24 protein-coding genes are annotated in these 24,459 nt (G+C 70.9%); 9 read left to right on the plus strand and 15 right to left on the minus strand.

Features of this window, described 5'->3' with window-relative positions:
• The first annotated feature begins 79 nt into the window (after positions 1-79).
• Positions 80-754 carry a DUF1345 domain-containing protein gene (locus DFJ67_RS38520; protein WP_239097485.1) on the plus strand — a complete coding sequence of 225 codons (675 nt, stop codon included), beginning with the start codon at positions 80-82 and terminating at the stop codon, positions 752-754.
• Here DFJ67_RS38520 and DFJ67_RS38525 read toward each other — a convergent pair.
• Genes DFJ67_RS38525 through DFJ67_RS38535 form a run of 3 tightly spaced genes read right to left on the minus strand, consistent with a single transcriptional unit; the run spans position 744 to position 3,192 of the window.
• The gene (locus DFJ67_RS38525; RefSeq protein ID WP_116074112.1) at positions 744-1,616 is read right to left on the minus strand and encodes a Gfo/Idh/MocA family protein; all 873 of its coding nucleotides are present in this window, start codon (positions 1,614-1,616) and stop codon (positions 744-746) included. The two genes, DFJ67_RS38520 and DFJ67_RS38525, sit on opposite strands and share 11 nt — an antisense overlap.
• A gap of 15 nt (positions 1,617-1,631) precedes the next feature.
• Positions 1,632-2,315, minus strand: a complete 684-nt coding sequence (locus tag DFJ67_RS38530) for a DNA-3-methyladenine glycosylase family protein (protein WP_116074114.1) — start codon at positions 2,313-2,315, stop codon at positions 1,632-1,634.
• Positions 2,316-2,319: 4 nt separating this feature from the next.
• Positions 2,320-3,192 carry a LysR family transcriptional regulator gene (locus DFJ67_RS38535; protein ID WP_203784112.1) on the minus strand — a complete coding sequence of 291 codons (873 nt, stop codon included), beginning with the start codon at positions 3,190-3,192 and terminating at the stop codon, positions 2,320-2,322.
• Positions 3,193-3,260: 68 nt separating this feature from the next.
• On the opposite strand from DFJ67_RS38535, the gene DFJ67_RS38540 reads away from it, so the two are divergent.
• A complete protein-coding gene (locus DFJ67_RS38540) occupies positions 3,261-4,439 on the plus strand; it encodes an EamA family transporter (RefSeq protein WP_308442573.1) in 1,179 nt (392 codons plus the stop codon).
• On the opposite strand, the gene DFJ67_RS38545 is transcribed toward DFJ67_RS38540, so the two are convergent.
• From DFJ67_RS38545 to DFJ67_RS38560, 4 genes are read right to left on the minus strand one after another with little or no spacing between them, the layout of a single operon-like run.
• The gene (locus DFJ67_RS38545; RefSeq protein WP_116074118.1) at positions 4,370-5,629 is read right to left on the minus strand and encodes an ROK family protein; all 1,260 of its coding nucleotides are present in this window, start codon (positions 5,627-5,629) and stop codon (positions 4,370-4,372) included. The two genes, DFJ67_RS38540 and DFJ67_RS38545, sit on opposite strands and share 70 nt — an antisense overlap.
• A complete protein-coding gene (locus tag DFJ67_RS38550; protein ID WP_116074120.1) occupies positions 5,613-6,482 on the minus strand; it encodes a carbohydrate ABC transporter permease in 870 nt (289 codons plus the stop codon). The genes DFJ67_RS38545 and DFJ67_RS38550 overlap by 17 nt, the downstream gene beginning before the upstream one ends.
• The gene (locus tag DFJ67_RS38555) at positions 6,479-7,462 is read right to left on the minus strand and encodes a carbohydrate ABC transporter permease (RefSeq protein ID WP_116074122.1); all 984 of its coding nucleotides are present in this window, start codon (positions 7,460-7,462) and stop codon (positions 6,479-6,481) included. The genes DFJ67_RS38550 and DFJ67_RS38555 overlap by 4 nt, the downstream gene beginning before the upstream one ends.
• Positions 7,462-8,853, minus strand: a complete 1,392-nt coding sequence (locus tag DFJ67_RS38560; RefSeq protein WP_239097482.1) for an ABC transporter substrate-binding protein — start codon at positions 8,851-8,853, stop codon at positions 7,462-7,464. The genes DFJ67_RS38555 and DFJ67_RS38560 overlap by 1 nt, the downstream gene beginning before the upstream one ends.
• 290 nt (positions 8,854-9,143) lie before the next feature.
• Here DFJ67_RS38560 and DFJ67_RS38565 point away from each other — a divergent pair, with 290 nt between their 5' ends.
• The 4 genes from DFJ67_RS38565 to DFJ67_RS38580 all read left to right on the plus strand — a co-directional run bounded on the left by DFJ67_RS38565 (position 9,144) and on the right by DFJ67_RS38580 (position 14,245).
• Positions 9,144-10,190 carry a zinc-dependent alcohol dehydrogenase gene (locus DFJ67_RS38565; RefSeq protein ID WP_116074126.1) on the plus strand — a complete coding sequence of 349 codons (1,047 nt, stop codon included), beginning with the start codon at positions 9,144-9,146 and terminating at the stop codon, positions 10,188-10,190.
• A complete protein-coding gene (locus DFJ67_RS38570; protein ID WP_116074128.1) occupies positions 10,187-10,984 on the plus strand; it encodes a sugar phosphate isomerase/epimerase family protein in 798 nt (265 codons plus the stop codon). Before DFJ67_RS38565 ends, DFJ67_RS38570 begins: the two co-directional genes overlap by 4 nt.
• The gene (locus DFJ67_RS38575) at positions 10,981-12,333 is read left to right on the plus strand and encodes an MGH1-like glycoside hydrolase domain-containing protein (protein ID WP_239097483.1); all 1,353 of its coding nucleotides are present in this window, start codon (positions 10,981-10,983) and stop codon (positions 12,331-12,333) included. Before DFJ67_RS38570 ends, DFJ67_RS38575 begins: the two co-directional genes overlap by 4 nt.
• 61 nt (positions 12,334-12,394) lie before the next feature.
• On the plus strand, positions 12,395-14,245 hold the full coding sequence (locus DFJ67_RS38580; protein ID WP_116074130.1) for an amylo-alpha-1,6-glucosidase: 1,851 nt from the start codon (positions 12,395-12,397) through the stop codon (positions 14,243-14,245).
• Here DFJ67_RS38580 and DFJ67_RS38585 read toward each other — a convergent pair.
• From DFJ67_RS38585 to DFJ67_RS38610, 6 genes are all read right to left on the minus strand, one after another.
• Complete coding sequence (locus tag DFJ67_RS38585; RefSeq protein ID WP_116074132.1) at positions 14,206-14,985, minus strand: maleylpyruvate isomerase N-terminal domain-containing protein; 780 nt, start codon at positions 14,983-14,985, stop codon at positions 14,206-14,208. The two genes, DFJ67_RS38580 and DFJ67_RS38585, sit on opposite strands and share 40 nt — an antisense overlap.
• A 43-nt stretch (positions 14,986-15,028) precedes the next feature.
• Positions 15,029-15,694: a ribonuclease FAU-1 family protein gene (locus DFJ67_RS38590; RefSeq protein ID WP_116074134.1), complete on the minus strand. Its 666-nt coding sequence runs from the start codon at positions 15,692-15,694 to the stop codon at positions 15,029-15,031.
• A gap of 299 nt (positions 15,695-15,993) precedes the next feature.
• Positions 15,994-17,043: a hypothetical protein gene (locus tag DFJ67_RS38595; RefSeq protein ID WP_116074136.1), complete on the minus strand. Its 1,050-nt coding sequence runs from the start codon at positions 17,041-17,043 to the stop codon at positions 15,994-15,996.
• A 46-nt stretch (positions 17,044-17,089) separates the two neighbouring features.
• Positions 17,090-17,437 (minus strand): PadR family transcriptional regulator, encoded by a 348-nt coding sequence (locus tag DFJ67_RS38600; RefSeq protein WP_116074138.1) that lies wholly within the window; start codon positions 17,435-17,437, stop codon positions 17,090-17,092.
• A gap of 145 nt (positions 17,438-17,582) precedes the next feature.
• Positions 17,583-17,798 carry a DUF397 domain-containing protein gene (locus DFJ67_RS38605; protein ID WP_116074140.1) on the minus strand — a complete coding sequence of 72 codons (216 nt, stop codon included), beginning with the start codon at positions 17,796-17,798 and terminating at the stop codon, positions 17,583-17,585.
• 23 nt (positions 17,799-17,821) lie between these two features.
• A complete protein-coding gene (locus tag DFJ67_RS38610; protein WP_116074142.1) occupies positions 17,822-18,679 on the minus strand; it encodes a helix-turn-helix domain-containing protein in 858 nt (285 codons plus the stop codon).
• 243 nt (positions 18,680-18,922) lie between these two features.
• Here DFJ67_RS38610 and DFJ67_RS38615 point away from each other — a divergent pair, with 243 nt between their 5' ends.
• The 3 genes from DFJ67_RS38615 (at position 18,923) to DFJ67_RS44500 (ending at position 20,417) form a co-directional block, all read left to right on the plus strand.
• A complete protein-coding gene (locus tag DFJ67_RS38615) occupies positions 18,923-19,168 on the plus strand; it encodes a hypothetical protein (RefSeq protein ID WP_147315779.1) in 246 nt (81 codons plus the stop codon).
• Positions 19,169-19,220: 52 nt separating this feature from the next.
• Positions 19,221-20,105, plus strand: a complete 885-nt coding sequence (locus tag DFJ67_RS38620) for a helix-turn-helix domain-containing protein (RefSeq protein WP_116074146.1) — start codon at positions 19,221-19,223, stop codon at positions 20,103-20,105.
• A gap of 177 nt (positions 20,106-20,282) precedes the next feature.
• On the plus strand, positions 20,283-20,417 hold the full coding sequence (locus tag DFJ67_RS44500) for a hypothetical protein (RefSeq protein ID WP_275407662.1): 135 nt from the start codon (positions 20,283-20,285) through the stop codon (positions 20,415-20,417).
• A 9-nt stretch (positions 20,418-20,426) separates the two neighbouring features.
• Here DFJ67_RS44500 and DFJ67_RS38625 read toward each other — a convergent pair whose 3' ends face one another.
• The gene (locus DFJ67_RS38625) at positions 20,427-21,257 is read right to left on the minus strand and encodes a methyltransferase domain-containing protein (RefSeq protein WP_116074148.1); all 831 of its coding nucleotides are present in this window, start codon (positions 21,255-21,257) and stop codon (positions 20,427-20,429) included.
• Between the two features lie 385 nt (positions 21,258-21,642).
• On the minus strand, positions 21,643-24,438 hold the full coding sequence (locus tag DFJ67_RS38630) for an alpha-amylase family glycosyl hydrolase (protein WP_203783672.1): 2,796 nt from the start codon (positions 24,436-24,438) through the stop codon (positions 21,643-21,645).
• Positions 24,439-24,459 lie beyond the last annotated feature (21 nt).

Genomic DNA, 24,459 nt, shown 5'->3' on the forward strand with positions numbered 1-24,459 from the left:
CCCGTTTTGTCCGGTTGGCGCGCCCCGGCGTGTCTAGATCGCCCGGGCGGTCGCCTGCGAGACTGCATTCGTGAGCAGCATGTCAAAGTGGTCAGACCGCCCGCCCATGCTGGGTTGGAGCGCGCCGGCGATCCGGCGGGCCGTCGCGGTGCTCGCGCTGTGGGTGATCGTGGCCGGCGGCCTGGCGGCGGCGACCGTCAACTGGGAGCTCGCGGTGATCGCCGGCTGGGATGCCGCGGCGGTGGTCTTCCTCGGCTCGGTGTGGCCGCTCTTCCTGCGCGCCGACGGCGAGAAGACCGAGCGGGTGGCCTCCCGCGAAGACCAGAGCCACGGCTCGGCCACCGCCCTGCTGGCCGCCGCGTGCCTGGTCAGCCTGCTCGGCGTGGCGTTCGCGCTGGGTCGGGCCGCCAAGGAGCACGGCACCGCCCGCGGCGTGCTGATCGGCGTCGCGGTGCTCACGGTGACCAGCGCGTGGGTCACCATGAACACCGTCTACACGTTGCACTACGCGAAGCTCGACTACCTGAGCAAGGGCGGCCGCATCGACTTCGGCGAGCCGAAGCACAGACCGACCTACCGCGACTTCGCCTATCTGGCGTTCACGATCGGCATGACCTACCAGGTCTCCGACACCACGCTGCGCAGCTCACCGATCCGCCGCAGCGTCCTCGGCCACGCCCTGCTGTCCTACGTCTTCGGCGTCGCGATCGTGGCGGGCGCGATCAACCTGCTCGCCGGCCTGGTCAACAACTAGCAAGAAGATGCTGCAGGTGTACGCCGTGCTCGACGTCGAGCTGGTGCGGCGTGCCGGTGCGCACCGCCCGAGCGAACTCGGCGCGCAGCACCGGCCAGCATTCGGCGTGGTCCACCGTGCCGAAATCGATCTCGAGGACGCCCGCAGGACCGTAGAGCTCGACCCCTGCCCGCGACCGGGGCAGCCCGACCGCGCCGGAGAGCGATAGCTGGCTGACCGCGCCGCCGCGGTGCGTGCAGGTCAGCTCCAGCCAGCCGGTCGGGTCGCCGTGCCGGTCGATTGACTCGATCGGGCCCAGCGCCGCCTCGACCAGGTCGAGCAGGTGCGGGCCGAGGTCGAGCAGGGCGCCGTGGTCGAGCCGCCAGCCGGTGGCGAACGGGCCGTCGAGGAAGCCGCCGTGCAGGTAGCGGGCCCGGCCACCAACCGCCGCGAACCCGGCGGCGGCGGCCAGGAAGGCCCGGGTCGCCGGGTGGTAGCGCTTGGTCAGCACGATCTGGCTGACCACGCCGTGCTTGCGGACGGCCGCCGCCACCCGTTCGGCGCCGTCGACGGTGAGCGCTACCGGCTTGTCGAGCAGCAACGCGCGCCCGGCCGCCGCCGCCCGCACCGCGAGGTCGGCCTGGATGTCGGGCGGCACCGCGAACGCGACCGCCTCGCAGCGGTCCAGCAGGTCGTCGAAGGAGGACGCGGCGGTGGTGCCGAGACGGGTGGCCAGCTCGGTGGCCGCCGCAGATCGCCGGGCCCAGACGCCGACCAATGTGGTCTCCGGCCCAGCGGCGAACGTGGGCCCGTGCATGACCGATGCCCAGTGTCCGGCGCCGACGAGACCGACCCGGACCGGCGATTCCCCCACAGTCGACATTGCACCACGCCGTGGTCACACGACCTTGTGGGCGCGCAGGATCGGGTCGTCGGCGATCGGCAGGGTCGGGGTGCGGCCCGCGAACACGGCCTCGGCCATCCAGCAGTACCAGGCCGCGGTGGTGCGGTAGGGGCGGAACTGGTCGCCGAGCGGTTCCAACTCCTTCTCGGTCGGCGTCGGGATGCCGTAGGCCACCCCGTAGCCGCGGCGGATGCCGAGGTCGCCGACTGGCCACACGTCGGGGCGGCGGAGTTGGAACATGATGAAGAGCTGCGACGACCACGGGCCGATGCCCTTGACCGTCGACAGCCGGCGGATGATCTCGTCGTCGTTGAGGTGGCCGAGGCGCCGGTTGTCGAGCACGACGGTGCCGTCGCGGACGCTGGTGGCCAGGTCGCGCAGGGAGATCACCTTCCGCGCGGACAGCCCGACCTTGCGCAGCACCGCGTCCGACAACGGCAGCACGCTCTCCGGCGTCAGTTCACCGCCGGCGGCGTCGATCAACCGGCCCAGGATGGCCACCGCCGCGGGCCGGGCCAACTGCTGGAAGACGATCCCGCGTACGAGCGACTCGAAGTTGCTCTCCTTCCACAACGGAATCCGCGGCGCCGGCGCGTTCTCGACGAGTCGCGCCATCACCGGGTCGCGCTCGGCCAGCAGCGCCGCGGCCTGGCGGAAGGTGACCTTGCTCGTGCCCACGCCCTTACCTTGCCCGCCCCGACCCCTCCCGGACCACCAAACGGGCGAGGGCGACCAGGTCGGGCACGGCCGGATGGCTGGGCGGCAGCCGCCAGGCGAGGTGGACGGTGACGGCCGGGGCGCCGGCCAGGGGCACGTAGGCCACGGCCGGCTGCGGGTGCATGATCGCGGTCGCCTCGGTGGTCACGCCGACCGCGCGCCCGGCGGTGATGGCGGCCAGCCAGTCGTCGGTGTTGGCCACCTCGATCACCTCGGCCGGGCCCTGCTCCGGCGGCCAGAGGTCGAGCGTGGTGGTGCCGCTCAGGGAGTTGACGGCGATCGGGTGGGCGGCGAGGTCGGCGAGGCTGAGCGCGGCCCGCCCGGCGAGCTGGCTGTCGGCCGGAACCGCGGCGACGCGGGCCTCGCTGAGCAGGGGTTCGGCGTGTACGCCGGGCAGGTCGACCGGCCCGCGCAGGATGGCGACATCGACGGCACCGCGGGCCAGGCCGCCGGAGCGCTCGTCGATGCGCAACAGTTCGAGCGGGATCCGTGGGTGCTCCCGCTGCCAGCCGCGCAGCAGCGGCGTGGTGTGCGCGCCCAGCGCCGACCAGGCGTGGCCGAGCCGCAGCGGCCAGGTGCCGGCCCGCGCGGGATCGAGAACATCGTCGACGGCGGCGGCGGCGGCCGCGGCCCGGTCACGGAAGGCGTCGCCGGCTGCCGTCAGCCGCAGATGGTGGGTCGACCGTTCGATGAGGCGCAGGCCGAGATGGCTTTCCAACTGGCGCAGCGTGCGGGACAGGGCCGGCTGGGTCAGGTGCAGCCTGGCGGCGGCCCGGGTGATCGTGCCTTCCTCGGCGATCGCCAGGAACGCCCGCAGATGCCGCACCTCGACGGTCATAACCATGGAGCATAACCGCAGCGGAAGCGGCATTTCCGTGGCGGTCGCGGCGCTCCTAACGTCGAGCCGTGAGCGCCGCGCTGAGCCCGACCCCGACTCCGACCGCGGCCACCACCGCACCCGCCGCCGGCCCCGGCCAGACCGCCGCCGGTCCCAGCCAGGCCACCACCGCGCCCGCAGCCGGCCCCGGCCAGACCGCCGCCGGTCCCAGCCAGGCCACCACCGCGCCCGCAGCCAGTCCCAGCCAGGCCACCACCGCACCCGCCGCCGGCCCCGGCCAGCCCGCCGCCGCGCCCGCTGACCCCGGCCAGGCCGCCGCCACGCCCGCCGGCCCCGGACAGGCCGCCGCCAGGTCGGGCCGGCGCGCCGGGGTCGGCCTCGTGCTCGGCGGCGCGCTGTCGGTGCAGTTCGGCGGCGCGCTGGCGACGTCGCTGTTCCCACGCGCGGGTGTGGCCGGCGTCGTGACGCTGCGGTTGGGGATCGCCGCCGCGGTGCTGCTGGTGGTGTGCCGGCCCCGCCTGCGCGGCCACGCCCGCGCGGACTGGGCCGCGGTCGGCGCCTTCGGCCTGGCCCTGGCCGGTATGAACACCCTCTTCTACCAGGCGATCGACCGCATCCCGCTCGGCCTGGCCGTGACCCTGGAGGTGCTGGGACCGCTGGTGCTGTCGGTGGTGACCGCCCGCCGGGCGGCGAACTGGCTATGGGCCGGCCTGGCGCTCGCCGGCGTCGCGCTGCTGGGCCGCAGCGGCGCGGGCCGGCTCGATCCGGCCGGGATCGGGTTCGCCCTGGGCGCCGGCGTCATGTGGGCGGCCTACATCGTGCTCAGCGCCCGGGTCGGTGGTCGGTTCCCGAAGGTCGACGGCCTGGCGCTCGCCATGGCGGCCGCCGCGCTGCTGACCCTGCCGCTGGGCATCGCCGGTTCGGGACGGGCGCTGCTTGGCCCGCCGGTCCTCGCGATAGGCGCGGCGGTGGCGGTGCTGTCGTCGATCGTGCCCTACACGCTCGAGCTGCTGGCCCTGCGCCGGCTGCCCACCGAAACCTTCGCGGTGCTGATGAGCCTCGGCCCAGCCGTGGCCGCGCTCGCCGGCTTTGTCGTCCTGGGCCAGCACCTCACCGGGACCGAGGTGCTGGCCGGCACGCTCGTCATCGCGGCCAGCATCGGCGCGGTGCGGGCGGGTCAGCGGCCCCGGGACAGGTCGGCCGTGGGGACGGCGGCGAGTTCGGCGTCGACGGCGCTCGGCGAGTAGATCTCGTCGATCACCATCGCGTGTGCGCCGGTCACCGCCGACTGTGGGCCGAGCCGACTCGTGGTGACCTCCAGGTGCCGGGTCGCCCGCGGTAGGGCATAGCGGTAGAGCATCTCGCGTACCCCGGTGACGAAGTGGGTCTCGGCCAGGTCGCCGGCGATCACCAGGACGCCCGGGTTGACCAGGCAGACCACCGTGGCCAGCACCTCACCGACCAGGCGGCCGGCCTCCCGGGCCAGGTGCACCGCCTCGCCGTGGCCCTCGCGGATCCGTTCGATCAGCTCCGGCCCCGACTGGGTGGGCGTGCCGCCGCTGGTCAGCCGCTGCGCCAGGGCCAGGCCGCTGGCCACCGCCGACAGGCAGCCGTAGAGGCCGCACTCGCAGCGGGCGTCCGGGAACGACGCGAGCCGGATGTGGCCGATGTCGCCGGCGCCGCCGTCGATGCCCCGGTAGACCCGGCCGTCGATCACGATGCCGGCGCCGATCCCGGTCGCGACCTTGACCAGCAGCAGCGCCGGGCAGTCGGGGAAGAACGCCACCTGCTCGCCGAGGGCCATCAGGTTGGCGTCGTTGTCGACGAAGACCGGGCAGCCCCAGGTCGCCCGGAGGCGGTCGGCGATCGGCACCCCGTCCCAGCCCGGCATGATCGGCGGCTCGGTGACCACGCCGGCGTCGTATTCGACGGGGCCCGGCACGCCGACGCCCATCCCCCGGACCCGCTCGCGCGACTCGCCGGCCGCGGCCAGCAGGCGGCCGAAGGCGGCGTCGACCCAGTCCAGCACGTACGCCGGACCCTCTCCGATCTTGATGTGTTCGTGTTCCTCGTGCAGCAGCGTGCCGCCGACGTCGAGGACCGCCGCCCGGGCGTGGTTGGCGCCCAGGTCGGCGACCAGCACGACGCCGTGGTCGGTGTCGAACTCGAGCAACTCCGCCGGCCGGCCCCCGGTGGACTCCTCCACCCCGGAGCTGCGCAGGTAGCCGGCGGCCCGCAGGGCGTCGATCCGGGCGACCAGCGTCGAGCGGGACAACCCCGTGTAGGCCTGTAGCTCCGACCGGGTCCGCGCCCGGCCCGTGCGGACCAGCCAGAGCAGGTGCCCGGCGGAGTTCTGGTTGCCGGAGGCGCCGCCACGGACAGCGACCGGCGAGCCCGGCGGGCCGGCCTGGGCGGGTGGCCTATCCCTTGTCGGCACCGGCGGTCAGTCCCTCCGTCAGCAGGCGTTCGGTGGCGAAGAAGATGATCACGATGGGCAGGGTAAGCACCACCGACCCGGCCATCAAAACCGTCTTACTCACTTCGATGCCTCCGGCGAGCTGGGCGAGGCCGAGGGAGACCGTCCAGTTGGGGCGGTTCTCGACCAGGAACAGGAGGGCGAACAGATACTCGTTCCAGGCGATCATGAAAACGTAGAGTGCGTTCGCCATCACGGCCGGTGCCGCGAGCGGCAAGATTACCTTACGCAGGGTTTGTAACCGTGTGTAACCGTCGACAGCCGCGGCCTCTTCGAGGCTGACCGGAATCGTGCTCAGGTAGTTGCGCAGCATGTAGACCGAGACCGGGATGGTCTGTGCGATGTAGACGATCACCAGGCCGCCCAGCGAGCCGCGCAGGCCGAGCCGGGTGAACACGGTGAACAGCGGGATGGCCAGCAGGATCGCCGGGAACAGGTAGACCGCCAGGAACAGGAAGTGCACCTGGCGGCGGCCGACGAACTGCAACCTGCTCACGGCGTACGAGCCGGGGAGCGCGACCAGCAGCGTCAGCAGCGTGGCCGAGACCGCCACCAGGGCCGTGTTGCCGAGCAGCCGCAGGAAGCCCTGCCCGCCGTCGTCGACCGAGGTGAGCACCTCGCGGTAGGTCGAGAAGGTCCACTCCGCCGGACCGGCCCAGATGCCGCCGGGGTCCTGGAGCACCTGCTCGATCGGCCGGATGGACAGCAGCACCATGTAGTAGAACGGGAACAGCGTGACCACGACCAGCACCGCGATCACGACCCAGCGCAGCACGCCGAAGAGGCGGGTCTCGAAGGTCGCCCGGTCCGTCACGACTCACCGTCCAGCTTCGGCGCGAAGAAGCGCAGGTAGACCAGCAGCAGGATGACCAGCCCGGCGGCGAGCACCAGGCCCTGCGCGGCCGCGGCGCCGATGTCGAGCCGCGAGGTGAGGAAGTCGTAGACCCGGACGCTGACCACCTGGGTGCCCGCGCCGCCGCCGGTGAGCAGCCAGACGTCGTCGAACTTGTTGAAGGTCATGATGAACCGCAACACGCTGAGCAGGGCAATCACGGCGCCGAGTTGCGGCAGCAGGATGTGCCGGAAGAGCTGCGTCGGCGCGGCGCCATCGACAGTCGCGGCCTCCTCCAGGTCCTTGGGCACCGCCTGGAGCCGGGCCAGGATGAACAGGAACGCGAACGGGAAATAGCGCCACGCCTCGAACGCGATCACGGTGAACAGCGCGAGCGGGATGTCGACGCCCCAGACGTGGTATTCGCGCTGGCTGAGGAACGCGATCGGCCGGTCCCAGCCGAGGAACCGCCCGCCCCAGTCGTTGGCCACGCCGAACTGGGGGCTGAGCATGATCTCCCAGACGAAGGTGACCGCGACGACCGGCGCGACGTAGGGCAGCAGCACGCTGGCCCGCACGAGCGTCCGGCCCGGGAACCGCTTGCGCAGCGCGAGGGCGGCGATCAGGCCGAAGATGATCGACAGCGCGGTGCCGCCGACCGTGTAGACCAGCGTGGTCCACAGCGAGCTCCAGAAGCCCGGCGACGAGAACACGTATTCGAAGTTGCGCAGCGTGTATTCGCCGAACAGGCCGGCCCGGCGGATGTTGATCAGCCGGATCCGCTGGAATGCCAGCATGATCGTCCAGAGGATCGGGACAACGACCACGACCAGGACCACGATGAACGTCGGCGACAGGTAGGCCAGTCCGGCGCGGTTCTCCCGCTGGCGGCGGGTGAGCGGCCGGGCCGGCCGGCGGCGCTGTTCGGGCGCCGCCGGCCGCTTGTCGCGGGTGGCGACCATCAGTTCAACGACTTCTGGATCGCCCGCACGTCGTCCGCGGCGCGTTTCGCCGCGCCGGCGGGATCGAGCTCACCGCCGGTCATCGCGTTCACCGCCTTGGGTACGGGCAGCTCGCCCAACGTGGCACCGAGCAACGCGCCCTGCTTCTGTGGCAACGCCCAGCGCTGGAACGTGTCCGGGCTCTTGCGCAACGCGTCGAGCACGTCGGCCGGGTAGCTGTCGGACAGCGGCTTGCGGGTGTCGACGCCGGCCGGCAGCGTGTTCCAGGCCGTGGTGAACTTCGCCGGATCGGTCGCGTCGCCCTTGCGCACCGGGAACTTGCCCTCGGGTGCGATGCCGAGCCAGCCCGGGTAGCCCTCGTTCATCATGTAGGCAACGAACTTGCGGGCCTGGTCGGTGTTGGGGCCGTCCCTGGTGATCGTCCAACTGGTGATCTCACCGAACTGCGCGGGCTGCCCGCTCGGCCCGGCCACCGCGGTCACGATGCCGCTGTTCTTGGCCAGGAACGCCGGGTCGGCCTTGCACTCGGGGCAGGTCGGCAGCGCGTCGTTGCGGAGCCCGGCCATCTCGTCGAGCAGGAACGACGACCAGACCACCATCGCCGCCTTGCCGGCGAAGTAGGTCGCCCGGGTGGTGTCGACGTCCTGGGCACCGGGCACCGAATAGTTCTTGATCAGGTCGTTGTAGAGCTCGAAGGTCGCGACGCAGGCCGGCGAGTCGAGCGTGATGTTCTTCTGGTCGTCGACCAGCTCGCAGCCGTTGCCGAGGGCGAAGTTCTCAAACGTCTGTTCGGTGAAGGCGTCGTTGGGGACGGTCGCCATCGTGATGCCGGCGACCCCGCCGGTGTTGAGCTTCTGCGCGGCGGCGCGGATCTTGTCGAACGTGTCGGGCGCGGCCAGGCCGGCCTTGTCGAACAGGTCCTTGCGGTAGAAGAGGAGCTGGGCCCAGCCGTCGCTGGGCACCCCGAGCTGCTTGCCGTCCTGCGTGGTCAGCTCCAGCGCGCGCGGCGAGAAGGTGCCGGTGCCGAGCTCGTCGACGACGGCCTTGGCGGCGTCGGTGTCGACCAGGTCGTTGGTCGCCATCTGGGAGACGGCGGCCAGCGGCAGCGCGCCGACCACGTCGGGCATCTTGCCGGCCGCGGCGGCCGAGGTGATCAGGCTGGTGAACTGGTTCTCGTCGGTTCCGACGATCTTGACGACGATGCCCGTCTTGGCGGTGAACTCGTCGGCGATCTTCTGGGTCGCCTGGACCCGGTCGGTCTGGTTCTCCAGGCTCCACACGGTGATGGATCCGGTGGCGTCGTCGTCCGGGTCGTCGCTGCCGCACGCACTCAGCGCGGTGGTCACCAGCGTCGCCGCGAATGCGGCGGTGAGCAGTCTTCTCGCGTTCACGCGGATGGCTCCTTCGTCCGATATATCGATCTCTCCCTTTGTTAACCGATCTCGGACGAATCACACCAAGGTCTTATACGTGAAGGCAAGACATAACTACGTAACGTTCGGCCTCTCGGGTGGGTAACGGACGATCTTGAACAGGCTCGCGCGTCTTTTGTCCACATATGACGGACAGATGCGGATCCGGACTTATACTTGATTGCCAGACATAAGTGCGTAACATCTCGGCCGAACATCGGGTCGTTATGTCGCGCACTTCTCTCTTCGATCATGGGCGGAAGGCCGTCGTGCCGCAGATAGTGCAGTTCACCTCCCCACGCCACGTGGAGGTCGTCGACCAACCGCACGTCGACCTGCGCCCCGGGCAGGTGCGCATCCGGACCAGCTACTCCGGGATATCGGCGGGCACCGAACTGACCGCGTACCGCGGCACCAACCCCTACCTCAACCGCGACTGGGACGCCGACCTGCGGCTGTTCGTCGCCGGCACGAGCGGGCTGCGCTATCCGATCGCCGGCCTCGGCTACTCCGAGGTCGGCGAGGTCGTCGAGGTGCTGGCCGACGAGCCCGCTCCCGGCGACCCCGAGGTCGGCCAGCAGGTCTGGGGGATCTGGGGGCACCGCGGCGAAGCCGTACTCCCGCTTGAAAAGGTCCGGGGTTGTGTCCTGCCCGAGGGTCTTGACCCGGTCGCGGCGACGTTCGCCCGGGTCGGCGCCGTCGCGCTCAACGGGGTGCTGGCGGCCGACATCCACCTCTCCGAGGTCGTGGCTATCTTCGGCCAGGGCGTCCTCGGGCTGCTCGCCACCCGGTTGGCCCAGCTCTCCGGCGCCACCGTCGTCGCGGTCGACACGCTGCCGTCCCGGCTGGCGAAGGCCAAGGAGTATGGCGCGGCGCACACCATCGACGCGGCCGCCGACGACGTCGCCCTGGCGTTGCGCGGGCTGACCGACGGGCGCGGCGCCGACGTGGCGATCGAGATCAGCGGCCACTACCCGGCCCTGCACGACGCGATCCGCGCGGTCGCGGTCGACGGCCGGGTGGTGGCCTCCGGCTTCTACCAGGGTGACGGCGCCGGGCTGCGGCTCGGCGACGAGTTCCATCACAACCGGGTCCGGATCGTCTCCTCCCAGATCGGGGGCGTGCCGCCGGAGCTCGCCGGGCGCTGGAACCAGGCCCGCCTCAACCAGGCGTTCCTCGGTCTGGCCCAGCAGGGCGCGGTCGACCCCGTCGGCCTCGTCACGCACGTCATCGCGGTGGAAGAAGCGGCGGCGGCCTTCGCCATGCTCGACCACCGTCCTCAGGAAGCACTCCAGGTGGTGTTGAAGTTCTCATGATCAAGATCTCCTGCCAGGAGCAGTTGCTCCCCGGCGAGAGCCTCCAGGCGAAGTGGGACTTCGCGGCGCGGGCCGGCTACGACGGCATCGAGCTGCGGGCCAAGGGCGACTTCGCGTTCCGCGACCGGCTGCCCGAACTGCGCCAGGCCGCCCGCGACGGCGTGCCGATGCCGTCGGTCTGCGTCGACATGCTGCACTTCATCGGCGCGTTCGACGCCGAGCTGCGCCGCGACGCAGTGGCCCAACTCCGCTCGCAGCTGTCCGTGATCGCCGAGATCGGCGGTTCGGTGGCGTGCACACCCGCGTCCTACGGGATGTTCTCCCGGCGGCTGCCGCCGTTCGAGCCGCCGCGCTCCCCCGACGCCGACCGGGCCGTGCTGCTCGCGGCGCTCGCCGAGCTGGGCGCCCACGCCGCGTCGCTGGGCGTGACGCTGGTGCTCGAGCCGCTCAACCGCTACGAGGACCACATGGTCAACCGGCTCGACGAGGCGGTCTCGCTGGTCGACGAGGTCGGGCTGCGCTCGGTGCGGGTGCTGGCCGACACCTACCACATGAACATCGAAGAGGACGAGCCCACCAGCGCGCTGGTCAAGGCGGCCGACCACCTCGGACACGTGCAGGTCAGTGACTCCAACCGGTTTCAACCCGGCGCCGGTCACATCGACTGGGGTGCGCTGCTCGGCACGCTGGACGCGGTCGGCTACGACGGCTTCCTGGCGGTCGAGTGCCGGCTGCGCGGCGAGCCGTCGGCGGCCGTGGCGGCGATCCCCGGATTCCTGCGGCGGTGGTCGTGACCACTGTGATCGCGCCTTCGGTGGCGTCGGTTGTCGCGCCCCCGGTCTTCGCTCCCTCGGTGATCGCTCCTTCGGCGTCGCTCGACCGGGCGGCGCGCCGGGTGCTGGCCGCCAACTGGCGGCGCGGCGCGACCGTGCCCGCCGGTGGGCTCTACCCCCATCAGTGGAGCTGGGACTCCGCGTTCATCGCGCTCGGGCTGCGGCACTTCTCGCCGGTGCGGGCACAGCGCGAACTCGAGTCGCTGTTCGGCGCCCAGTGGACCGACGGCCGGGTGCCGCACATCGTGTTCGACCCGCTGGTGCCGGCGGACGCCTACTTCCCCGGCCCGTCGTTCTGGCGCTCGTCCGACCTGACGGGCACACCGGGCGTGCCGACCTCCGGGATCGTGCAGCCGCCGGTGCACGCGCTGGCGGCGTGGGAGACCTTCAAGGCCGCGCCGGCGGTGGCCCGGTCCCGGCGGTTCCTGCCGCGGCTCTACCCGCGCCTGGTTGCCTGGCACGACTGGCTGCTGACGGCGCGTGACCTGCGCGGGCGGGGGCTCGTGTCGGTGGTGCACCCGTGGGAGTCCGGGATGGACAACAGCCCGGCCTGGGACGAGCCGCTGTCCCGGGTGGTCCCGTTGCCGCCGTCCGCGCTGGCCCGGCGCGACCTGGCCCACGCGGCGGCCACCGAGCGACCTACCGACACCGACTATGGGCGTTACATCCGGATCGCCCGCGACTACCGCGACTCGCGCTATGTGTCGACGCCCGGGTTCGCGGTCGAGGATCCGCTGTGCAACGCGCTGCTGGCGGCCGGGGAGCACGCGCTCGCCTCGATCGCCGCGGAGCTCGGGCTCGACCCGGCGCGGCACATCTCGCGGGCGCAGCAGGTCGCCGACGCGCTGATGGCGGAACTGTGGGACGGCACCGCCGGGACCTTCTTCGCGTACGACGTTGTCGGTTCCGCTTCGCTCCGGTCGTACTCCATCGCGGGCCTGTTGCCGTTGATCGTGCCGGACCTGCCGGTGGCGACGGACCTGGTGAAGACGGCGCTCGGCGACCGGTTCCGGCTGGCCGACGCGTGCCCGGTGCCGAGCTACGACCTGACGGCCGCCGACCACGAGCCCGGCCGCTACTGGCGCGGCCCCGGGTGGATCAACACCAGCTGGCTCTTCTGGTACGGCCTGCGCCTGCACGGTGAGACCGGCCTGGCCGACGACCTGCGCGACCGGTTGCTGGCCCGGGTGCGCGCGGCCGGTTTCCGCGAATACGTCGACCCGTTGACCGGCGCCGGCTACGGCACCGACGACTTCAGCTGGACGGCCGCATTGACCCTCGACCTCATCCGCACCGGGCCGCGCCGTTGAGTCGTTGAGCCCAGCAAGCGGCGGGTGCCGTGCCCTCCCCGCAGGCCCGTGAGGTGGCGAGATGACCCTGCGCACCGTGGTGTCCGGACAGACCTGCCTGTTGACCGACGCCGGTGGCAACGTGACCGACACCGGCGGGTTCTTCGTCGCGGACACTCGACACCTGTCCCGGTGGGTGCTGACCGTGCACGGCCGCGCCCTGCGCGCCCTCTCGTCGTCGACCGACGAGGTGGTGTTGGCGCCGCCGACCGTACGCAACGAGAATCCGCCGTTCGTCCTCCGCCGCGGGCAGTTGCTCGGGTCCGGGGTGCTGGTCGAGGAGCTGACCCTGACCAGCTTCGTGTCGGCGCCGCAGACGGTGCGGGTGGCGCTGTCGGTCGAGGCCGACTTCAGCGACCAGTTCGAGCTGCGGTCGTCGCGGTTGTTCGACAAGTCGGACGCTGACCGCTCGGTGTCGGCGACCGACTCGGCGGTCGTTTTCTCCTACTCGCGCCGGGGCTTCAGCCGCTCGACGCAGCTCACCACATCGCCGCCGGCGCGGTTGTCGGCCGACGGGGCGCAGTGGACGGTGACCTTGCCGCCACAGGGCTCGGTGACCCTGCGGGCGACGGTGTCGGCCTCGTCGGCGGGGACGGTCGCGTTGGCTCCGGTGCCGGCGTCGGCGCGGGGCGACGACCTCGACCGGTGCGTGGCACAGGGGCTCGCCGACCTCGACAGTTTGCGGATCGCGGCCGCCGACCTGGTTGCCGATCTACCCTCGGGCACGGTGGTGCCGGCCGCGGGCGCACCGTGGTTCCTGACCTTGTTCGGCCGCGACAGCCTGCTGACGTCGCTGTTCGCCCTGCCCTACCGGCCGGAGCTGGCCGAAGGCACGCTGCGCGTGCTGGCGGCGACCCAGGGCCGGAATCATGATCCGGCGCATCTGGAGGAGCCGGGCAAGATCCTGCACGAGATGCGCCAGGGTGAGCTGGCCACGCTCGGCGAGGTCCCCTATGGCCGCTACTACGGCACCGTCGACGCGACACCGCTGTTTCTCGTGCTGCTGGCCGCACACTTCGACCTCACCGGCGACGAGCTCCTGGCCAAGGACCTCGAACCGGCCGCCCGGGCGGCGATCGGATGGATGCTCGACGACGGCGGGATGCTGGCCACCGGCTACCTGCGCTACCGCACCGACGGCGCCGGCCTGGTGCACCAGTGCTGGAAGGACTCGGCCGACTCGATCGTCTTCGCCGACGGCACGGCCGCGTCCGGGCCGATCGCGGTGAGCGAGGCGCAGGCCTACGCCTACCGGGCCCTGCGCGGCACGGCCGAGCTGGCCCGGCGGGCCTGGGGTGACCCGGATTGGGCCGCGTCGCTCGACCAGCGGGCCGACCTTCTCCAGCAGGTGTTCTCGGCCGACTTCCGGTTGCCGAACGCCTTCGTCGCGCTGGCCCTCGACGGCGGGGACCGGCAGGTCGACGCGCTCGCCTCGAACGCCGGCCACGTCCTCTGGTCGGGCATCCTCGACGACTCCTGGGCGGCCCTGGTCGCGGACCGGCTCGTGGCCGACGACTTCTTCTCCGGGTGGGGAATCCGGACGCTGGCGGCGGGGCAGCCGCCCTACCACCCGCTCTCCTACCACCGCGGCGGCGTCTGGCCGCACGACACCGCGCTGGCGGTGGCCGGGCTGGCGCGGGTCGGGCACACCGACGCCGCGGCGCGGGTGGCGTCGGGTCTGGTCGCGGCCGCCGCGGCGGCGGGTGGGCGGCTACCCGAGGTGCTGACCGGGCTCGATCGCAAGCCCGGGCAGCCACCGGTCCCCTATCCGCACTCGTGCTCCCCGCAGGCCTGGGCGGCGGCCGCGCCCCTGCTGCTGCGCACGGTCTTGACCTATTCGGACGGATCCCACGCGGCGAGCCGGTCGAAGTGACGCCGGTCGCCGTCGAGCTTGAGAGAGTCCAGCGGAATCCGGTCATAGAGGGCTAGAACCAGCTCACCGGCGGTGCCCCGGATGGCAGTGCCGGCCGCGTCCGGGTCATCGCCGGCAGCAGTGGCGATGCGGGTGGTCCGTGCGCCGGCGGGGGTGAGCGAGAGCCGCCAGGATCGGCCCTCGACGGCGTGAAACTCGATGTCGGCGGGCTCGTGCGGCCAGGCCACGGTCGTCGCGACGCAGGTGAAGAGGAACTCCTCGACGCCGTCGAGTGCCACCTCCGCCGGCAGCGGCTCCGCCGCGTCCACGGTGACCTGGGCGTCGTAGGTGTGCACCGCCATCTGCTGAAGCTGGTGCCGCGCGACGGCACCACAGGTCGACGGCGACTGCGAATCATCCCACCAGCTCCAGCAGCCACGATCCGGGCCGGCCTCGCGCAGCGCGCTCACCAGCTCCTGGGTGGACTCGGCCAACCAGGCGAGCAGGGCCTCGCGCTCGCGAGGCGCGGCCGGAGCGCCCTCTGCGGCGGCCTTGGTCGTGGCGGTCGGCCCAGCGGCGATGGTGGCCGCCCAGGCACGCCGCCCCTCCCCGATGTGCTCCGCCAGATCGAAGAGCGTCCACTCGGGGCAGGTCGGCACCTGCACGTCGAGACTGGGCGCGGCGGCGATCGCGGCCCGGAAGGCGGTCGATCGGTCGTCGATCAGCCGCAGCAGATCGGGGAACTCCAAGGTCTCTCGCACGCCGGCTTTCTACCACCGCGCTCCGACAAGCGCATTCTGATTTTCAGGCCTGGAAGTAGTCGGGACCCCAACAGGTCGCGTCCGCCGGCAATTCCCACCAGTGCGGCATCAGCGTCGGCTGCCATGCCGGGTCCGGCTGGAAATCCATCCACCGGCCGTCGAACGGCGCGGCACCGGCGCGGGCCAGGGCAAGCAGCCGCTCACCCTCGGCCCTGACCCCGGCGGCCTCGACCTCATCCCAGAACGCCGGTTCGCCCGTGTATTCGGCGAACGCGTCCTCGTCCTTCCACGACCACCTGCCGTCTGGGTAGACGAGCAGGTCGAGCTCCTGGTCGTAGACGTCGACCCCGCCGGCCCAACGGCTGACCGGACGCTCCAGGTTGACGTACCAACGCTCGAAACCGCTGCCAGGCAGCCAGCCCCACCAGATCGAATGCGCCGCGCCGGGCGGCATCAGCATCAGCGTCCGGAAGGGCTGCCAGGTGGTCAGATCGAGCAGCGTCGTCATCCGCAGCGACGTGAGCAGCGACAGCTCCCGCGTCGGCCGGCCGGCGGTGTCGACCCGGCGGAGGGCCTGCGAGCCAGCCTCGATCCAGATCGCCAGCCCGCGCTCGTCGTCGCTGACCACCCGTCCGCACAGCACCGAACTGACCCGGCCGTCCGGGAGAAGATGCCGGCGGACGATCGTCCGCCCGTGCTCAAAAATCATCCGGGAACGATATCCACCCCGGCTGCCGTTTGTCGGTCGGCGGCCCGTTGCCGGTCGGCGGCCCGTTGCCGGTCGGCGGCCCGTTGCCGGTCGGCGGCCCGTTGCCCGTCGGCGGCCCGTTGCCCGTCGGCGGCCCGTTGCCCGTCGGCGGCCCGTTGCCCGTCGGCGGCCCGTTGCCCGTCGGCGGCCCGTTGCCCGTCGGCGGCCCGTTGCCCGTCGGCGGCCCGTTGCCCGTCGGCGGCCCCTTATCGGTCGGCGGCCCCTTATCGGTCGGCGGCCCCTTATCGGTCGGCGGCCCCTTATCGGTCGGCGGCCCGTTGCCGGTCGGCGGCCCGTTGCCGGTCGGCGGCGCGACCGAGTTCGGCCAGCCGGGTTGCCTGTTCGTGCCATTGGACCAGGGCGGCGGCGAGGCCGAGCGCGGCCAACGGCAGGATGACCAGCAGCGCCCACTGGATCGGCACCAGATAGATCGGGCGTCCCAGGTCCATGTTGGAGTAGGCCCAGCCGGACAGCGCCAGCTTGACCGTTGCCGCGAGAGCCAGCGCTGGCACGGCGAGCGTGGCGACCCGCCAGCGAAGGGCCGCGGGCATGGTCAGCACGGCGAGGGCCGCACCCAGGACGCTGACCGCGATCGCCGAGATCCAGACGTACAGGACCAGCTCCGACGAGGTGTAAAGCTCGTGGAAGGCGTACACGGTGCGGCCGCCGGTCAATCGCAAGTGTCGCGCCTGGTGATGGCTGACCAGCGCGATGATCTGCGGCACGGCGATGCCGCCGACGAAGACGAGCACGCGCACCGGCCGCACCACCGTGGTGACCGGCGGGCCCGACACGCTGAGCGCCGCGGCGGCGAGCAGGCCCAGTGCCAGCGGCCACAACAGGTTGACGGCGGCGAGCGGGTCGGTGTCGTAGCGCTGGGCCACCAGGACCGCCTCACCCAGCACTGTCACCCACGCCAGGGCGGCCGCGGAACGGCGAAGCCCGAACAGGACCGCGAGCACCACCGCGCCCCAGCCGATCGCGCGCAGGTAGGTGGCGGGATTGGCCGGAGGGACGTCGAACAACCGGGCGACCCGCTGAGACAGCAGCAGGATCGAGGCGAGCAAGCCGAACGCGGTGGCGGCGGTGCGCCAGTCCGGACCGGCTACGGCAGGCACGGCCGCGCCGGCGCGGGCCCGCAGGCCCGACGCGATGAGGTCGGCGGCTTCGCCGAGGCTCGGCCACCGCTGGCCGGGTCGTGCGCCGGTGACGAGGACGGCGAGCATCTCGTCCTCGTAGACCCGGCGGTGCGACCACGGATACCAGGCGAGCAGCCGTCGGTAGCGCTTCTCCAGGTCCGCCTCGCTCACGCCACACCCTCCCGGGGCCGAAAGCGCTTTTCCAGGTCGACTTCGCTCACGCCACACCCTCCTGGGGCCGAAGGTCCGTGCGCCGCAGCCGCGCGGCGGCGGCGCTGGCGTTGCGGCGCAGTCGCGCCGTCTGCTCCGTCAGGCTGCGCTCGCCCAGGGCGGTCAGCCGGTAGTAGCGGCGCAGCCGGGACTGCACCACCTCCTCGCGGTCGACCTCGATGAGCCCGTCGGCGCGGAGCCGGTCGAGCACCGCGTAAAGCGTGCCGGCCCGCAGCCGCACCTGCCCATCGGAGATCTGCCGAACGTCTTCGATCACGCCATAGCCGTGCTGCGGCGTCGCCGCCAGGGCGGTGAGGATCAGGAACGTGGGCTCGGACATGGGACGGTCGCTCATGGACGATGAATATACCGCGTCGCGGTATATGCCGACAGACGGCCTTCAGTCAGCCAAGGCAAACAAGCGGAGCGGCGTCATCGACGCCGCTCCGCTTGTGTCAGGCCCGCTGGCCCACGCGGCGAGGCACCGCCGCGGTTGCCGCCTATTTCACGAGGTCGTCGAACTCGCCGTCCTTGGCGCCGTCGATGAAGGCCTGGAACTCCGCCCTGGTGTAAACGATCATCTCGGCGTCAGGTCTGCGGGAGTGCCGTATGGCGATCATGTCGGCAGCGGGAGCAACCTGGACACAGTTTCCGCCCGCACTCCGAGTGGCGACACGCCAGGCGAGTGCGTCGCGGTCGAGCTTTACATAGGTCATTTGGCACCTGTCCTCGATGACAGTCAGGAGAGAGCGCTGACGCGCTTCTTGATGATCTCTAGGGTTCGCCTGGGGTCTTCCGCTAGATCAGCCAAGCGATCGAAAGCCTGCTGGCAGCGTATAACTTCGTCCGTTTTGTCGGTGAAGTTCTGGCCGAGCTGGCCTTCCGTATAGGCGGTGTCGGGGATCAAGTGCTCGGCGAAGGTAAACACCGAGAACGTTCCCTGCATGCCCGGATGGGAGCCAGCAGCGAAGGACAACACCTGCAACGTCACGTTGGACAGCTCTCCGAACTCGACGAGCTTGGCCAGCTGCGCCAACATGACGTCTGGGCCACCGACGATCCGATGGAGCACACCCTCGTCCAGGATCGCGTGAACATCCACATCGGGCTCGTCCGTCAGGATCCGCCGCCGAGCGAGCCGGGCCGCGACCGCCTGGGCGAGCTGATCCGCGGTGAAGTCCGACCGCACGCGAACGATGACCGCCTTCGCATAGGCCTCCGTCTGGAACAGCCCCGGCACGACCATGGCCTCGAAGTTGGAGATCGTTCTGGCGGCACTTTCATAGCTCAGGTAGTTAGCGGTTGGCCCCTCGATCTTGAATCGCTGCCACCAGTCTGTCTGCCGCCCTTCGACGGCGATGGCCAGCAGTTCGTCGGTCGTTGCCTTGTCCAGCTGGTAAAGCAGGCACAACTCACGCACGTAAGGGACGACGGGCGCCCGCCCACCGGTTTCCAGCCGACTGAGCTGGGCTGGATCGATGTTGGTCCGCTGGGCAACCTCGCTCGCCGTGAGACCGCGTTCGTCGCGGTAGCGGCGAAGACGGTTCCCTAATTCCTTGCGGCGCACGGTGGGACTGCTGCGCGCAGTAGTCGCCATGTCCCCTCCGTTATCTGATCAAACACAGGGTGTCAAGTGCTCGATGGCAAGACCGGCGTCGACAAACATAGTGTGTCAACCGGGGGCTTGGCAATTGCCACGCGGCGCGGCACGCCGCACACTCTAAATTGGCGGCCGCCACTGTCGCTGTAGGACGGAATGAAGAAGCCCTTCCGGCGGACACCAGAAGGGCTTCCAAGGCAACCGAACTCCAGACGGATCCCACCATCGAGAGGAACGGTCATGTCCAGCTTAATGCTGAGCCCACTCGCCGCACAGACCGAAGCCACCGCGAACGCAACGCGCGGCGTCCTGATCGTCGTCGCGTCCCTTCTGCTGGTGCTGGCCCTGCGCTCGGCACGGCTCATGTTCCAGCCCCTGAACGAACTCCTGCGAACGGTCGCTACCGCGCTCGTCGTGGTGCTGCTGATCGTCGCCGTCCTCACCGTCGTGGTCGGTGCGCTGATCTTGAGCCTGGCCGACACATAGGTCGCGGAGGCCCGACTGACCGCACGGCGCCGCCCTAGGAGGAGGAATCGCAATGCTCGACGATCTGGATCCCGTGGTGCAGCGACTCGCGCTCCGAATGCGACTGCGCCGGCTTCGCATCGGAGCCGGCATGACGCAGCAGGTCGCCGCATCGAAAGTCGGCTGGCCCGTTTCGAAGCTTCTCAAGATCGAAGCTGGCGAACAGGCCATCGGGCTGCGCGACCTGCGCGCGCTGCTCCGCGTATACGACGTGAGAGATGGTCCCGAGCGTGACCACCTGGTGCGCGTCGCCGAGATCAGCCGGCAACCGGGTGGGGGCCCCTACGACGCTGTCCTGAGCCGAGAAGTCCAAATGCTCCGGAGGTACGAACGCTCGACGTCCGTCATCAGGCAGTTCGAGAACATGGTCGTCCCCGGCCTGCTGCAAACGGAGGAGTACGCCAGCGCGATCCTGAGACAGTTCGCCGCACCCACCGACTCGGCAAGAACGATCCAGCGACGCGTCGCGGCCCGGATGGCTCGCCAGACTCTGCTGGAACGCCGTGATCCGCCCAAGATGTTCTTCATTCTCGACGAGGCCGTCATCCAGAGATGGGTTGGCGCAGAAGGCGGCGATGGTCCGGGCGTGATGTGCCGGCAGCTCGCGCACCTCAAGGTTGTGGCCGCCCGTCCCGGGGTGACGGTGCAGGTCCTGCGATTCACCGCCGGCTCGCACGAGGGGATGAAGGGGCCCTTCACGATCCTCGAGTTCGCCGAGGCCGACATCGGAGAGCTGCTGTATCTGGAGGGCGCCAAGGGCGACTACATCAGCCGGGAAGATCCCGCCGAGATCCGGCCGTACCTGGAGGCTTTCTGGGATCTTGAACAGGCCGCAACCGGTGAGGATCAGCTCGACCTTGTCCTTGATCGAATAATCGACGAGATGCGGGCTTCATGAGACGGGGACCGCGCACGGCATCGAGCCCGATCTTCGTCTGATCGACCGACGGACCCGATCTGGGAGGAGCCAATGGGCCGCCGAACGCCTACCGCAGGTTCAGGCCGTGCAAGCGGCCATTCCGAACGTCGGAGGACCGAGGCACTGCTGAGCTTGCGCGCGCTGGTACTTCTGTCCGTGTCTTCCGGCACCGGCCTGCTGGCCGGAGGGCTCTCGTACGCGGGCGGCCTCGAACCCGCCAGCGCGGCAGTCGCGGGCCTGAGCGCCTTTCTGGCCGCGTTGACCGCGCTGCACAAGCTCGTCGGCAGGTAGCCGATCGCGTCAGCGACGGACGCCGGCAGCCACCCAGATCGTGAGCACGGCCAGGAACTCGCCCCGCTCCCCTGCGGCGGCGATCGCGGTGAACCACTGTTCCCGCAGGTCGTCGGGGATCATGCCGGCTTCCGGCGGGATGGCCGGGTCCATGACCGGCAGCACCACGGCGGCCGAGGCCGGGTCGAGGAACAGACAGGTCACCGGCGTAGCCGTCACGTCGTCGAGGCTGGCCCGCAGGAGGCGCCGCCGCAGGGTGCGGCCCATGTCGTTGTGGTGACCGGGCGCCACGTTGAGCATCCGCTCGCGCACGGCGGTCGCGAGGTTGGCCGGGACGCCGTCGAGCGCCGCCGATTCCCAGTCGGTGTCGACGAGACAGACCCGGCCGCCGCGGCGGGTGACCCGGGCGAGTTCGCGCACGGCGCGGTCCGGGTCGGGAACATGCTGGAGGACGCGCTCGCTGCGTACACCATCGAAGGTCTCCGCCGGGAACTCGAGATCCGTGACGCTGCCCTGCACAAAACGAATCGGCAGCTCCGGGGGCGTCAACGCACGCGCGGCCTGGAGCGTGCGGGCCGACGAGTCCATTGCCACGACCTCGCCCTGCTCACCGACCGCGGCGGCAAGGGCGCGGGCCACCTCACCTGCGCCGGCACCGGCGTCGAGCAGCCGCTGGCCCGGCATGGGCTGAAGGGCGTCCCAGGCGGTGCGGCGTACACGTTGGATCTCCGGGTGTTCGGCCATCCCGCGCAGCACGCCGAAGAGCAGTTCGAAGACGGGCTCCGGCAGCGCGTCGATGTCGCTGAACGCGCCGGCGTCGGGCGGTTCGGGCTCGGTCATCGGTGCGATCCCCCTCGATCCGGGCACATTCGTGTCGGTTCGAGCAAACCACGCTCGCGTCGCCTCGTGGTGGCGGGACGCGGCAGCGGGCCGATGCGCTCCGGGCCCACGCGCCCGACACGGTGCGCTGGACCGTTTCCAGGAGGGACACCCTTCGTGGTGGCCCGATCTGGGGCGGCAGATCTGTCGAGTTGATCTCTGATCCAACAGATCCACCACCCCGGATCGCGCAGCTACCCGCGCTCCTGGCCCGCGAAGTCCCGGCTCGCCAGGCATCGGCGCGTCAATGGGCGCAGACGGCCCGCGCTGCTTCGCGGTCTCGTTGGTCGCTTGCGTCACCCGGTCCTGGCGCGATGGCGCGCCGGGACCGGGTGGCGCGAGGTGATCAGACGGCCGGCTTGCTGGTGTAGATGGTCGGGTCGCCCGCTATGAGCCAGATCTCGGGCGCGTTGATGGGCAGGAACGATCGGTCGCCACCGGGCTCGCGGCTCGTCGGGACCGTGTCGCCGCTGGGCAGGTGCATGATGAAGTTGACCGGCTTGGTGTCGTCGACCAGCGGGATCGGGTAGTCGGCCCAGCCGTCGGTCACACCCGCACGCGGCCAGGGCTTGTCCCACGCGATCTGGGCCAGCACGTCAGGCGCGACCGCGTCGCCCCACATGTGCAGGCCCCAACCCGCTGCCGCCGGGTCGCCGTAGTCGCCCGCCGGCCGGTAGTAGTGGACCGTCGCCGATGTCGCCGGTGGGCCGGCCGCACGCACGTTGCGCGCTGCGGACGTGGCGCCCGGGCCGGCGAGGCCGCCGGGCAGCAGGACCGCCCGGTATTCGACCGGGGTGTTCGCCGCCAAGTTGAGCGGGGTCAGGTCGTCGAACACCGTGTAGGCCGGGGACGAGGAGTCGGTGCCGACCCGGGTCCACGCGCCGCCGGCGACGCGCCGCTCGATCGCGACCACGTTGGTCGCCCGCTCCGGGTCGACGACCGCGCGCACCTCGACGGTGCCGCGGACGCCGCTGCCCTCGGTCGGTGCCTCGATGGTCACCAGCGGGGCCGGCACCGTCGCCGACCGCGCCGCCGACTCGCGGGTGTGGCCCTTGTTGTCGAGCACGACCGCGCGGTAGCGGACCGAGGAGCCCGCGCGCTGGTCGCTCACGTCGTCGAAGACCTGGTAGGGCGCGTTGTCGTCAGTGCCGACCGGGCGCCACGGCCCACCGTTGTCGGACGCGTAGAAGGTGACCTCGTAGAACGACGAGCCGCCGACGTTGGCCGTCACCTGGAGCCGGCCGCGGGCGCCGGGCGCCGGGGCCGGCTGCGCGAGGGATACCGACGGCGCCGAGCGGGACCCGGCCACCTTGCCGTTGGCCTCGTAGACCACCGCGGACAGCGGCGGAACCGTCACCGTCAACCGGCCGTCGTTGCCCGCGCGCAGCGTTCGCGGACCGTCGCCGTAGACGCTCTTGAAGGTGTCGCGGCCGGACGCGTAGGTCGGGACGGCGGCCGTCTGCGCGGTCTCGCTGTTGTTCAGCGCGACCAGGTATTCGCGCTGGTCGCGCCGGTCGATGCGGGAGAACGCGTAGATGCCCGGGCCCTCACTCGCGTAGCGGTGCTGCTGGGCACCGTCGCGCAGCGCCGGGTTGCGCTTGGTCAGCGCCGCCAGCCCCTCGATCGACTCGTAGAGCGGGTGCGTCGTGACGTAGTTGTCCGTCGCGTGCGTCGCGTCGGTGCCGAGCAGGTCGTCGTCGAGGTAGTCGGGCACCCGGCTGGCGAACAGCGTCTGCCGGGCGTCCTGGTCGCCGCCGGGCCCGGTGAAGCCCTGCTCGTCGCCGTAGTAGATGACCGGGTTGCCGCGCGAGAGATACATCAGTTCGTGGGCGAGGCGGTCGCGGGACACCCACTCGGCGTCGGTCGCACCAGGGTTGTCGCCGCGAACGAAACCGCCGATGCGCCCCATGTCGTGGTTGCCGAGGAACGTCGGCAGCTCGTAGACGTTGGAGTCGGCGTCGGTATACCAGTCGTCGCCCGCGAAGAAGGTCTGCAGCGCGGCCGCCGGCTGCCCGCGCGAGGCGAAGTTGCGGGCCGCGTCCTGGAACGGGAAGTCGAGCACCGACTGCATCCGGTCGCGGGTGGTGAACTGCGACGTGAAGCTCTTCGTGGTGTCGAAGACCTCGCCGAACATGAAGAACTCGGGCTTGCCCTGGCGGTGGGCGTAGTCGAGGATCTCCGGACCGAACGTCTGCCAGAACTCGTCGTTGACGTGCTTCATCGTGTCGATCCGGAAACCGTCGACACCGAAGTCACGGATCCAGGTCTTGTAGATGTCGATCATCCCGCGCACCACCCGCGGGTTCTCGGTGAACAGGTCGTCGAGGCCGAAGAAGTCGCCGTAGTAGGAGTTTTCTCCGACGAACGTCGTGTCGCCCCGGTTGTGGTAGAGCGTGACGTCGTTGAGCCACGCCGGCACCTTGAGGTTTTGCTCCGCGGGGTCGAGCACCGGCTTGTAGGGGAACGAGGTCGCCGGGTCGAGCGCCGGGAACGACGGCTGGCCGGCGAAATCGCGGTCGTCGAAAGTCGCGCCGGACGCCGTCTTGTAGGGCGCCACGTCCTTGCTGACGTAGCCCTTGCGCGCGCCCTCCTCGTATCCGATGACGTCTGCGGTGTGGTTCGTGATGATGTCGAAGTAGACCTTCATGCCCTTGCTGTGTGCGGTGTCGATCAGGGCGCGCAGGTCGGCGTTGGTGCCGAGGTGGGGGTCGATCTGGGTGAAGTCGGTGATCCAGTAGCCGTGGTAGCCCGCCGACGGGCCGTCTTCGAGCTGGACCGCCTTGTTCTTGAAGCTGGGCGTCAGCCAGATCGAGGTGGTGCCCAGGCCCTTGATGTAGTCGATCTTCGAGCGCAGGCCCTTGAGGTCGCCGCCGTTGTAGAAACCCTTGCGGGTCGGGTCGAAGCCGGAGACCAGCGGATCTGAGCCGAGACCGCCCTGGTCATTTGCGGTGTCACCGTTGGCGAACCGGTCGGCCATCACGAAGTAGAAGTTTTCGTCGGTCACCGGCTCGCGCAGCGAGTGGCGCGCGGACAGATCGTCGCCGCGGCCGCCGGCGATCGCGGGACTGGCTGGCAGGGCGGCCACGAGCACCAGCGCGGCGACCATGCCGAGCCCTCGCCGGATAGATCCAGATATGGACATCTTCCCCCCTCGGACATCGAC

Origin of the sequence: Asanoa ferruginea (assembly GCF_003387075.1) — a bacterium.
GTDB lineage: Bacteria > Actinomycetota > Actinomycetes > Mycobacteriales > Micromonosporaceae > Asanoa > Asanoa ferruginea.